The 11,585-nt window shown below is 63.6% G+C and carries 11 protein-coding genes and 1 pseudogene; 1 reads left to right on the forward strand and 11 read right to left on the reverse strand.

Going from position 1 to position 11,585, the window contains the following annotated elements; genetic code table 11:
• The 11 genes and pseudogenes from EOB59_RS35970 to EOB59_RS05340 all read right to left on the reverse strand — a co-directional run.
• Positions 1-225 (reverse strand): annotated as a pseudogene (locus tag EOB59_RS35970) (phosphate starvation-inducible protein PhoH); the annotation flags it as partial.
• A gap of 83 nt (positions 226-308) precedes the next feature.
• Positions 309-1,718, reverse strand: coding sequence for a tRNA (N6-isopentenyl adenosine(37)-C2)-methylthiotransferase MiaB (gene miaB, locus EOB59_RS05295; RefSeq protein WP_127395543.1), 1,410 nt, complete (start codon positions 1,716-1,718; stop codon positions 309-311).
• Between the two features lie 74 nt (positions 1,719-1,792).
• The gene (locus tag EOB59_RS05300) at positions 1,793-2,593 is read right to left on the reverse strand and encodes a 1-acyl-sn-glycerol-3-phosphate acyltransferase (RefSeq protein WP_127266949.1); all 801 of its coding nucleotides are present in this window, start codon (positions 2,591-2,593) and stop codon (positions 1,793-1,795) included.
• A gap of 21 nt (positions 2,594-2,614) precedes the next feature.
• Positions 2,615-3,109 (reverse strand): ribosomal protein S18-alanine N-acetyltransferase, encoded by a 495-nt coding sequence (rimI, locus tag EOB59_RS05305; protein ID WP_024503455.1) that lies wholly within the window; start codon positions 3,107-3,109, stop codon positions 2,615-2,617.
• Complete coding sequence (tsaB, locus tag EOB59_RS05310) at positions 3,110-3,787, reverse strand: tRNA (adenosine(37)-N6)-threonylcarbamoyltransferase complex dimerization subunit type 1 TsaB (RefSeq protein WP_127807966.1); 678 nt, start codon at positions 3,785-3,787, stop codon at positions 3,110-3,112.
• A gap of 95 nt (positions 3,788-3,882) precedes the next feature.
• Positions 3,883-4,989 carry a DUF1513 domain-containing protein gene (locus EOB59_RS05315; protein ID WP_127807967.1) on the reverse strand — a complete coding sequence of 369 codons (1,107 nt, stop codon included), beginning with the start codon at positions 4,987-4,989 and terminating at the stop codon, positions 3,883-3,885.
• A 1-nt stretch (position 4,990) separates the two neighbouring features.
• Positions 4,991-6,070: an imelysin family protein gene (locus EOB59_RS05320; RefSeq protein WP_127807968.1), complete on the reverse strand. Its 1,080-nt coding sequence runs from the start codon at positions 6,068-6,070 to the stop codon at positions 4,991-4,993.
• Positions 6,070-7,671, reverse strand: coding sequence for a di-heme oxidoredictase family protein (locus tag EOB59_RS05325; protein ID WP_128287828.1), 1,602 nt, complete (start codon positions 7,669-7,671; stop codon positions 6,070-6,072). Before EOB59_RS05325 ends, EOB59_RS05320 begins: the two co-directional genes overlap by 1 nt.
• Positions 7,672-7,683: 12 nt before the next feature.
• Entirely contained in the window at positions 7,684-8,169 is a 486-nt protein-coding gene (gene bfr, locus EOB59_RS05330) for a bacterioferritin (RefSeq protein WP_013527914.1), read from the reverse strand.
• Positions 8,135-8,446: a (2Fe-2S)-binding protein gene (locus tag EOB59_RS05335; RefSeq protein ID WP_127395538.1), complete on the reverse strand. Its 312-nt coding sequence runs from the start codon at positions 8,444-8,446 to the stop codon at positions 8,135-8,137. The genes bfr and EOB59_RS05335 overlap by 35 nt, the downstream gene beginning before the upstream one ends.
• Positions 8,447-8,559: 113 nt before the next feature.
• Positions 8,560-9,849: an imelysin family protein gene (locus tag EOB59_RS05340; RefSeq protein WP_127807970.1), complete on the reverse strand. Its 1,290-nt coding sequence runs from the start codon at positions 9,847-9,849 to the stop codon at positions 8,560-8,562.
• 432 nt (positions 9,850-10,281) lie between these two features.
• Here EOB59_RS05340 and EOB59_RS05345 point away from each other — a divergent pair, with 432 nt between their 5' ends.
• Complete coding sequence (locus tag EOB59_RS05345; protein WP_128287829.1) at positions 10,282-11,535, forward strand: FAD-dependent oxidoreductase; 1,254 nt, start codon at positions 10,282-10,284, stop codon at positions 11,533-11,535.
• Positions 11,536-11,585: the final 50 nt, after the last annotated feature.

Below are 11,585 nucleotides of genomic sequence, written 5' to 3' on the forward strand. Positions count from 1 at the left end.
GGACTGGCCGATATCGACGCCTTTCTGGAGAATGCCGTAGAGGTTGTCCAGGGCGCGGCGCGCCTGCTCGGCGGCCGACGCCGAACCCTTGATGGTCAGCTGGTTGCCGCGTGAGCGGATGTCGACGCCAAGCTTCTGCTCCAGCCTGGCGAGGTTTTCGTCGAACTGACCATAAAGGGCGCTGGCAAGCTTGTTGTTGTCGAAAGTCAGAACGATGTGCGCCATGTCAGAAGCCCCAGATGCCGGTACCGGGGGCAGGTTCTTCAGCTCTGCTGCGCTCAACCGTCTCTCCTCATCTGCCGAGACCCTCAGGCCAATTCGGCGAACAGGCTGTTGTAGCCCGTCTTCGTGATTCGCACCTGGATAATGTCACCGATTTCGCCGGCCTTTTCATCAACAATAACCGGCTGCAGCCAAGGCGAGCGGCCAACCTTCTGGCCGGCCTGACGGCCGGGCTTCTCGATCAGCGTGTCGATGGTGCTTCCGACGAGGCTCAAACCGAAATCCTGCTGCTGCTTCACAAGCAGAGCCTGCAGTCTCTGCAAGCGCTCGTCCTTGACGGTTTCCGGCACGTGATCGGACATTTCGGCGCCCGGCGTGCCGGGGCGCGGCGAATATTTGAACGAAAAGGCCGAGGCGTAATTCACCTGACGCACCAGCTCCATGGTCGCCTCGAAATCCGCCTCGGTCTCGCCGGGAAAGCCGACGATGAAGTCGCCGGAGAGCGCAATGTCAGGCCGCGCGGTACGGATACGGTCGAGCAGCGCCAGATAATCCCTCGCCGTGTGCCGGCGATTCATCGCCTTGAGGATGCGGTCGGAGCCGGATTGCACCGGTAGATGCAGATAGGGCATCAATGCCGGCAGATCGCGATGGGCCGCTATCAGTTCGTCATCCATGTCGCGCGGGTGGCTGGTGGTGTAGCGCAAACGCGCCAGCCCGGGGATTTCGGCCAGCCTGAACAGCAGGCGGCCAAGCCCCCACTCCTGACCGCTCCCGCCCTGGCCATGCCAGGCATTGACGTTCTGGCCGAGCAGCGTCACTTCGCGCACGCCGGCTTCGGCCAGGCGCTCAGCCTCCGCGACAATCTGCGCCACCGGCCGGGAGACCTCGGAGCCCCTTGTATAGGGCACAACGCAGAAGGTGCAGAACTTGTCGCAGCCTTCCTGCACGGTGAGGAAGGCGGTGACGCCGCGCTTGATGACCTCGGCCCGCTTGGGCTGCGGCAGGTGCTCGAACTTGTCTTCGATGGCGTAATCGGTCTCGACGATCTTTTCGCCGCCGCGCACCCGCGCCAGCACGTCCGGGAGCCGGTGATAGGTCTGCGGACCGATGACCAGGTCGACGGCCGGCGAACGGCGGATGATCTCGGCGCCTTCGGCCTGCGCCACGCAGCCGGCGACGCCGACCAGCATCTCACGGCCGGCCAGGGCACGCTCGGCTTTCATATCGCGGATACGGCCGAGCTCGGAATAGACCTTTTCGGCCGCCTTCTCCCTGATATGACAGGTGTTCAGCAGCACCAGGTCGGCCTCGCCAATGGCATCGGTCGCGGAATAGCCGTCGGCAGCCAGCGCATCGGCCATACGCTGTGAATCATAGACATTCATCTGGCAGCCATAGGTCTTGATGAAGACTTTTCTCGCTGCCGCGGGAAGCACCGCCGGCTGTCCAGCCGTAGTGCCGATGTCGTCGCTTTCTATCGTGTTCAAGTCCATAAGGCGGCTTCTAACGCCTTTCCGTGACAAAAAACAGACGATTCTCGGCCCGCGCCAGCAAGAGCGTGCCGGAGCTACCGGCTCGGCCGCGGGTCGGCAAGCGCCGCCTGCATCATCTCACGCACCTGGCTTTCCATCAGTTTCGACGTCTCCTTGCGGTTCGAACCCTTGGAAAAGGCGATTGCCTCGCCGAAATGCACCTCGACGTCGAGCGCGCCCTCCGCCAGCAGAACCTTGAGATGCGGCATCAAATCCTCATCGCCGATCCAGGCGGCAAGCGGGCGATGCCGGCGGCCGAGCGGCACGCCGTGCAGACGCGTATAGGCGATCGCCACCGGCTGGATGAACACCTGTTCCGCCGCGCCTTCGGAAATCGCCATCGAGGCGGCGCCGAACAGCGTGCTCTTGAACGGCAGGACCATATTGCCGTCGCCGGTCGAGCCCTCGGCAAACAGCACCATCGCATCGCCCTTGGCCATGCGGCTGGCAATCTCGCTTGCCTGGTCGCCCGACGAACGCTTGCGCTCGCGCTCGATGAAAACGGTGCGCTGCAGCTTCGACAGCATGCCGATCAGCGGCCAGCCTTCCATATCCGCCCTGGCGATGAACTTTACGTCGGCAAAAGAGCCGAGCACCATGATGTCGGTCCAGGAGATGTGATTGGACGCAACCAGCAGCGGGCGCTTGTCGGACAGCGCTCCCTTGACATGGATGCGCATGCCGAGCGCCCTGACGATCAGCCTGTGCCAGACCTTGAGGATGAAGGTTTCCGGCCACCAGCCAGTCTTCATCGACAAGATCTGTAGCGGCACGAGGACCAACGAACCGGCGACAACGAGGCCCAGCGCCAGGAAAATCCTGATTTTCTTGATCATCGCCCCATCCCGGCCGTCTCGCTAGCGAAGATCGCGGCGCATGACAAGCGCGCCGGTCGGTCCGTGTTCGGCCGATCTGTAGTAATTCGGCCGCTTGCCGACCTCGCGGAAGCCCAGCCGACGATAAAGCGCGATCGCCGCGACATTGGTCTCGTCGACCTCGAGGAACAGCGCTTCGGCGCGCTGCGCGTGCAGTTCGCGCAACACCGCGTCCATCAATTGCCAGCCCAGCCCCTGGCGACGATGCGATCGCGCCACCGCGACGGTCAGGATCTCGCCCTCGCCTGCCGCAAGCCTCGCCAGCACGAAGCCGACGGGCGGCTTGGAGCCCTGTCCGGTTTCGCGCGCGGCATAGCCGAACACGGTGTCCTGTTCGAGCAGGGCGGCGAATTCGCCATCGGTCCAGGGGCGGACAAAGTCCTCGCGATGCAGCAGCGAGACCGCCGGACTGTCGGCGATCCTCAGCGGCTCGAGCGCGTAGTCCCGGCGGCGTGGTTGGAGAAAAGGTATGCGCATTTATCTTTCTTGCCTTGATAGAATAAAGCCAGCCTGCGGCTTGGCGTCGGCGCCGCGCATATAGAGTGGTTTCGGCCGTTCGCCCGCGCCCTTGGCGGCAGCCAGGCGGGCGTAGGTGACAATGTCGGCGGTGGCTGTCCGAGGGCCGACATCAAATTCGCGCCCGGCCGATGCGCTGATGAGCGCTGCCGCGGTGCCGGCAAGCACCGGAGACGTTTCCTTCGCCATAGTCACCACGTCAGCCAGCGTGGCCGCGGCCGGACCGTAAGTCAAGACTAACCTTTCGTCGTAAAAGGCCGCGTGGATCTCTTCACGGCCGGCATCGAGCGCCGCCAGCACGGCGCGATCGGGAAATGCCGCTGCTGCTTCGGCGGCCAGCGCCTCCAGTGTCGTCACCCCTATCGCCGGTATCTTCAGCGCCAGCGCCAGGCCACGCGCGGTCGAGACGCCGACGCGCAGACCGGTGAAAGAACCGGGGCCGACAGAGACGGCGATGGCGCCAAGACCTGCATAGTCGGTTGCGCTTGCCTCCAGCGCTTCGGCGATGACCGCCATCAGTTGCTCGGCATGGCCCTTGCCGAGATCGAGCACCTGATGGCCAAGCTCCTGCTTCGCCGTCGCGTCATAGACGCAAGCGGCGCAGAGGTTGGCGGCACAGTCGATGGCAAGCAATTTCATGAGGCAACCGGTTCGAAAAACAATTCCCTGTGCCCGCCACGGCCCGCCACCGCAAGGGGATAGTGCATAATTCGTTAAGCGGCTTCGCTTGTAGCCTATGCGGCCTGTTCGATACGCAGCATGTGGTTGTCCCAGACATAGTCCGGTTCGGAGCGTGTCGCGCCGCTGCCCTCGATGATCTCGCCGGCGCCGGTGGTGGCCATGAAGCCGGTTCCATCGGGCGCCACGCCGCAGACCTCGACCAATGCGCTGTTCGCAACGACCCGGCCGCTGGCCGCATCGATCACGACGAGCGAGTTGCCTTCCGGCGAGGAAACGGCGACGGTTCCGGCAGCCCGATTGGCGGCTACCGAGCCTATGTAGTTGCGGAAGCCGGACAAAACGTCCTGCGGCATGTCCAGCAACTGCAGCTCCTTGCCGCGCGCGGCGCGACCGACCAGCAACGGTCGATCGGTGCCCGGCCCCCTGTACTGGCAGCCGAACCAGACGCTTCCGGACCGATCGGTGTCCATATGGCGGATCGACAGCTGATGCAGTGCGGCCGGCAATTCGTGCTTCTCGATAAGATCGCCGGTGACGCGGTCTATCAGCACATAGGACGGCTTCATGGTTGCAATGTTGAGCTCGGCGCGGCCGTAATCCGGATGGGTCTCGATGCCGCCATTGGCAACCGCGATCGTCCTGCCATCGCCCAGGAGCAGAAGCTCGTGCGGACCCATGCCATAGGTCGGGAATTCGCCGACACGGCTGAATTTGGCCCGCGCATCGTAGACGCCGACGACGCCGGCGGCGTTGTCGAAGTCGTTTTCGGTGGCATAGAGCAGCGCACCGTCGGCCGAGAACACGCCATGGCCGAAGAAATGCCGGCCGGCGATGCTGGCGATGGTCAGCGGCGCGTCACGGCCCGAGTGATCGAAAACCACGGCGAAGGTGCCGGGCTGACGCGCGAAGACCACCGAGCGTTTCGATATGGGATCGAAGGTGACATCGTGGCCGCGATCGGGCAGTTCGATCGCATGCAGGACCTTGCCGGCCTCGGACAGGACGGCAGCGCCAAAGCTGCCGTCGCGTTTGACGAAAGCCGTGGCGAAGACGGCGTCGGCCACAAGCGTGGTTGCCCAGGCCGAGGGCGTCATCGTCGCCATGAAGCCAACGCCTGCAGCTCTCAGGAAATCGCGGCGATCTATCAGAGGGGTTTTCAATTCAGTCCCCATCCAGCGAAGAGAAGCCTGCGGTCAGTCCGAATTCGGCGGTCAACCTCGTGCCGATCAAGGCCGACAGGCTGGAGGTGATCAGCGCGAAATGATCGAGCTTGTCACGAAGCGCCGGATCGGCAAGCGCCTTGTCGATTGGACCGCTGACCGCCTTGGCGGTGGCGACACCGTTGACCAGCTGGATGTGGATCGACTCGGCCATCCAGCGCGCATCGGCCGGCAGAGCATCGCCAAGTTTCGAGGCCTGGAACAGCGTATCGATGCCGGAGAGATTGCCGGCCAGTGACGCGGTGGTGTTTTGCGAGCGCCAATAGATTGCCTGTTTCGGCTTGTCCGCATCCGGCTTGCCGCCGAAAAACCCTTTCAGGCGCACGTCGCGGACCATTTCCAGTTCGTTGATGAAGACGCCGACCAGTTCCGTCACCGCTTCGTTGCCGTCGCGGTAGAGCGGGTTCTGCGCCCCCGGATTGGCCCAAAGCGCGGCAAAGCCGTCCGGCTTGTTCCAGGCGGCGCTGACCTCGCCGGCCATGGTTTCGATGTTGCCGGCAACGGCAGTGCCATAGGCGCAGCGGTAGGGATCATCCTTGCCGGCAAGTGCATCGGCGCCGTCGCCGTAAAGAACGAATTCGAGCGCGCCCAGCCCCTGCATGGCAACGCTCTTGCCGGCCAGTTGTGCCGGATCGGTCGCGGTCGGATCCTTGTCGGACAGCGCCGCCTGTACCTGTTTCAGGCCGATGCTCTTGCGATCCGGCCAGAACAGCATGCGCTCCAGCCGGTTGTTCTCCTTGATCGGTCCGAAGCCGATGATTTCGGCTAACGACCAGGCATAGACGGTGGCGGAGAATTCGGCGCGTGCGGCATCGAGTTTTCCTTGCGAGGGCGTGACGCACAGCTTGCGCATGGATCCGGTCAAGGCTTCCGCATGCTCGTGCAGGCCGGCATAGGCCGGGCGGACGAAGCCATCGATCGCGCGCTGGATGATATCGGAGGCTTTGACCGCCGCAGACGCAGGGGCAACGCCCAGCAATGCCAGCGCAAGAACGAGAAACAATGCAGAACGCTTGAACATCACAGTGACTCCAGGAATTTGAGCAGCGCATCACGCTCAGTCGCACTGGCGGCGGCAAAGCGGTCGCGCGCTTTCTGCGCCTCGCCGCCATGCCACAGGATCGCCTCGGTCAGGCTGCGCGCGCGCCCGTCATGCAGGAAGAAGGAATTGCCGTTGACCGTCCCGGTCAGGCCGATGCCCCACAGCGGCGGCGTGCGCCATTCATTGCCCGTCGCATCTCCCACAGCCTGGCCATCGGCCAGATCTGGCCCCATGTCGTGCAGCAGGAAGTCGGAATAAGGCCAGATCAACTGGAACGCCTGCGCCTTGTTGGGCGTATCGCGGCGCGTGACGAATTTCGGCGTGTGGCAGGCAATGCAGCCGATCTCGTAGAATGTTTTTTTGCCCGCGAGCACGTCGGGCCGGTCGAGGTCGCGGCGCGGCGGCACGGCCAGGTTCTGCGAATAGAAGGTGACGAGATCCATCACCGGCGGCGGCGCCTCGATCGGGCCAAGACGCTGCTGCACGCCGTTCGGCATGTCGAGGCATTTTGCCTCCGCAGCAGTGCAATCGCCCCAATGCTTCGGCTCTTCGGGCGTCGAGATGCCGATGTCGCCGGCAAAGGCGTCCGCCGCCTGCTGGCGGATCGACGCGGTCTGTGCCTTCCAGCCGAAACGGCCAAGCGTCAGTTTTCCGTTCAGGCTATCGCGCACGATGTTCGGCCTGCCGGAAATGCCGTCGCGGTCCCTGTCGTCCGGATCGGCGTGGGCGAGAATATCAGCCGGCGCGATCTGTTCGATCAGGCCCAAGCCGATCATCGGCGGGGTCAGGCGCGGCGACAGCGTGGTGCGTGGGTCAAGCGGCCCGTAGCCAAGGCCGTCAACCGAATAGCTCGGCTTGCGCAAGGAGATCACAGTGCGGTCCGTCAGCTCTACCTTACGTTCTTGGTAGTCGACATGCATCCTGCCTTCACCGGGCAGGCCGGGTACGGCGAGCTCCTGCAATTGCCTGCCGTAGACCGGGTCGGGGAAGTTGAGCACCTCGTGGTCGGCAAGCGCCGCCTTCTCTTCCGCGCTGCTGGCGTCACGGGCCAGCCGCAGGAACATCGACGTGGTGCCGACGTCGCCTTGCGGCGGGCGGCCGCGGCCATCCTTCAGATGGCAGTTCTGGCAGGCACGTTCGTTGAACAGCGGGCCGAGCCCGTCCGACGCCTGCGTCGAGGATGGCGACGAGACCCAGTTCTTGCGGAAAAGGGCATTGCCGAGTTTGAAGTCGCCCTCTTCCTCGAAGGTGATGTTGGCCGAGGATTGCGAGAAGGAATCGCGGCTGACGTCCTTCCGGGACGTGCCGGCGCCACCTTGCATCAGTTCGAACTGCTCTGGCCTGGAAAAATCCGCGGTCGGCCTCGTGACGGCGATGACGCGCGCCTGGTCCTTCGCATTGAGGTCGGTGCGCGTGGTGGCGAGCCCGGCAGGCTGAAGATCACCGGCCATCGCCGAGGAGGCAAGCGCCAACACGAGCACGACATAGCGCCGACGCGCCAATCCGGCCGGCGTCTTGCGAAGGAGCGGCGAGCCATTGGCCCGCCGCGAGCGGCGCACGAATTCTAGCAGGCGCCGCATTCCCGCATGCCCTTACTCCGCCTCGTCCGCCGATGCGGCGTTGAGCTGGCCGTATTTTTCCTCGCCGATCGAGGCAAGCAGGTCGAGCTGCGTCTCGAGAAAGTCGATGTGACCCTCCTCGTCGGCGAGCAATTCCTCGAACAGCTTCATCGTCACGTAGTCGCCGGCGTCGTTGCAGATTTCGCGCGACCGCTTGTAGGCGGTACGTGCGTCATATTCGCCGGCAAGATCGGATTCGAGCACTTCCTTGACGTTCTGCCCGATGCGCAGTGGCGCCACGGACTGCAGGTTCGGATGGCCTTCGAGGAAGATGATACGGGCGACGAGCTTGTCGGCATGGTGCATCTCCTCGATCGATTCCGCCCGCTCCTTCTTTGCCAGCTTGGCGTATCCCCAGTCCTCAAGCAGACGGAAATGCACCCAGTACTGATTGACGGCCCCAAGCTCCAGAAAAAGAGCCTCGTTAAGCCGCTCGATGATCTGCGGATCGCCTTTCATGAATTCTGCTCCCGTATTGGACGCGCAGGCCTCTGACGCGATCCAGGTGTGAAACGACATCCACGCCGCTCGCCTCCGAGCGGGCGTGGTAATTTTCGGTGACCCGAATGATCGTTTCCACCACATTTGGGAAGCAGCCGCAACAGCGACCGCGCTTTTGCATGGCATGATAGATCTTCGCCGGCACGATCAGCTGCCAGGGATCCTGGTCCAGCAGCGCGACGATCGTCTGCTCGATCTCCTTCTCGGTGATGATATTGCAATGACAAATCAGCATTGGCTTGCTCGGCTGGCTGACGGCGTCTCCCGCGCCGTGTGGCTTGATTTTCTAGCGGAGGCCGTTCCAGAGCCGGTTGTCCGGCTCCGGATCAGTCTCCTGTCTTTCGGCCCTTAATTGAACACCTTGTCCGGCGCGTCGAGGCTGTCGGACCCTTCGAAGGCGATGGTGCTGAGCTTCAGGGAGCCGACGGCGCGCTCAATCGACTTGGTCTGATCGACCAGCGCATCGATCGCCGCCTGCACGGTGGCGTTGCCCTCAACGTTGCCCTCGGCGATCTGCTGGTCATAGGCCTCGCCGGCCAGTGCACGCGCCTTGATCGCCTCCATCTTGGCGACGGTGAGATCGAGCTTGTCAGACAGTTCCTTGTCGATCGCCGGATCGGCCGCCTTCACCATATCGGCCACCGAGGGACCCGAAACGACGGTGCCGTCGAGACGCGTGTAGCTCGCACGATAGGCCGCGCGAATGCCGATGGCGTCGTAGAGATGCGAATTGTAGGTGTTGTCGGAGAAGCAATCGTGCTCCTCTTCCGGATCATGCAGCAGCAGGCCGAGCTTCATGCGCTCGCCGGCCAGTTCGCCGTAGGACAGCGAGCCCATGCCGGTGAAGATGGTCGAGATCGCCGTGTTCGGCTCGCCATCGACGAGAGCCTTGCGGGCGGCGCCGTCTTCCTTCCAGTTGCCGACCATCTCCTGAATATCCGAAACCAGAAGGTCGCTGGCCGATTTCAGATACTCGGCGCGGCGATCGCAATTGCCGCCGGTGCAGTTCTTGAGGTCGTAGTCGGTATAGGGGCGCTCGCCGGCACCCGGGCCGGTGCCATGCAGGTCCTGGCCCCAGAGCAGGAATTCGATGGCGTGGTAGCCGGTGGCGACATTGGCCTCGATGCCGCCGGCTCCCTGCAGTGTGCCGGAGAGGAACTCCGGCGAAAGCTTCGATGCATCGACCTTCTTGCCGTTGATCTCGATCTCCTTGTTGGCGATCACATTGGCCGTGTAGAGCGCGTTCGCGTCCGATTCGGTGCCGTAGCTCTTGGCAACGTAGTCGATCAAGCCTTCATCCAGCGGCCAGGAGTTCACCTTGCCTTCCCAGTCGTCGACGCTCTTGTTGCCGAAGCGGTAGACCTCGGTCTGCTGGTAGGGAACGCGCGATGCCTTCCAGGCGTCACGGGCAGCGTTGAGGGTTTCCACCGATGGCGCGGCGAGCAGCGCGTCGACCGCCTTGTCGAGCGCCTGCGCGGTGGTCAGCGAATCCTCGTATTTGGCGAGTGCGATGTCGGAATAGGTCTTGATGACCGCCTTTGCATCGGTTTCCGCCTTTGCCGGCAACACGAATACCGCCGCCGTCAGCAGGGCAGTGGCGCCGATCGCCGCAAGCCTGCTGCCATATCGTGCTGTCATAATCACTCTCCAGTTTCTCGGAAATTCTGTAAACGGCGCGCGCAACAACCGGCGCCAGGCCATCTGTGGGCCATTGGGCGCAAGAGATGCCGCGCCATCGCGCGGTTCGCGGAAGAAAGACACCAAATGCCTCCAATCGAAAGGGTTCAAGGCCCAGACATTAAAGGGATGCGCTGACGCGCGAGCCTCCATAAAGCTGCGACATCGGCGGATGTCAATGACAATCCGTAGGAAAAGTCAATTGAAACAACAGTTTAGAATTATTCTAAACTACGACTGTCAACTTTATGCATCTTCTGCACCGGTCTTGCCACTGAACTGTACGATTGACAGCCGCCATTCCGGGTGCGACCCGCAAAAGCTCTCTTGCGGCGGCACCAGACAATTGCCACTTGGCGAGACATCCTAGGATAGAAGTGGGATTGGAATGCGATGAAGAACGGTGTGGTCATTGTCGGCGCGGGTCATGCGGGCGTGCAAGCGGCCGCCAGTCTGCGCGAAGACGGCTATGACGGGCCGGTGATCCTCGTCGGGGATGAGGACGAACTTCCCTATCACAAGCCGCCGCTGTCGAAGACTTTCATCAAGGATGCCGAGGCCAAGCCGCAACCCTTGCGCGGCGAGGCCTTTTACACCGGCAGCGCCATCGATTACCGGCCTGGCGTCAGGATCGATCGGATCGATGCCGGACGCCGCAGTTTGGATATTGCCGGCGGTGGTGCGCTGGCCTTTGACCACCTGATCCTGGCGACAGGCTCGCGCCCGCGCACGCTGCCGCTGCCCGGTGCCGACCTGTCCGGTGTGCTGTCGCTGCGCTCGCTGGCCGATGCGCGGCTGATCCGCGACCTCAGCGCGCAAAGCGACGAAGTCGTCATCCTCGGCGGCGGTTTCATCGGGCTGGAGATCGCAGCCACGTTGAGGGCCGCCGGTCGCACGGTGACAGTGGTGGAGGCCGTGGACCGGCTGCTCGGCCGCGCCGTGGCGCCGGTCGTGGCGAGCCACGTCCGGCAACGGCTGGAGGCGACAGGCGTGCGCATCCTCACCGGCACCTCGATCGCCAGGCTCGATGGCGAAAACGGTCATGTCACGGCTGCCATCACCTCATCAGGCGAAAGGCTGCCGGCGCGCATGGTCATCGTCGGCATTGGTGCCGTGCCGAATGTCGAACTGGCGCAGGCGGCCGGCCTCAGCATCGCCAACGGCATTCGCGTCGATCATCAGATGCGCACGTCGATGCCGGAGATTCTCGCTATTGGCGATGCTGCCTCTTACCGTCACTGGCTCACCGGCGGCGACGTGCGGCTGGAATCGGTGCAGAATGCCACCGACCAGGCGCGGCTTGCCGCGCGCACGATATCGGGCCACACCGACGCCTATTCGGCGGTGCCATGGTTCTGGTCTGACATCGGCGACATGAAATTGCAGATGGTCGGCCTGACCGCCGGCGGCGACAGCCATGTCGTGCTGGGCGACCTGCCCGACAACAAATTCTCGATCTACCACTATGCCGGCGACCGGCTGCTCGGTATCGAATCGGTCAACCGTCCCGGCGACCACATGCTTGGCCGCAAGATGCTCGGCGCCGGCTTCTCGCCGACGCCGGAAACGGTGGCCATGGGTCCCGAAGGGCTCAAGGCGGCGCTGGCCGCGTTTCAGCAGGATGAGCCCGCCAGGGCTGCGGGCTAGCCCCCGCTTACCCTCCCCCTTGTGGGGAGGGTCGCTGCGAAGCAGCGGGG

The sequence above is a fragment of the Mesorhizobium sp. M7A.F.Ca.MR.176.00.0.0 genome (genome assembly GCF_004023165.1).
Lineage (GTDB): Bacteria > Pseudomonadota > Alphaproteobacteria > Rhizobiales > Rhizobiaceae > Mesorhizobium.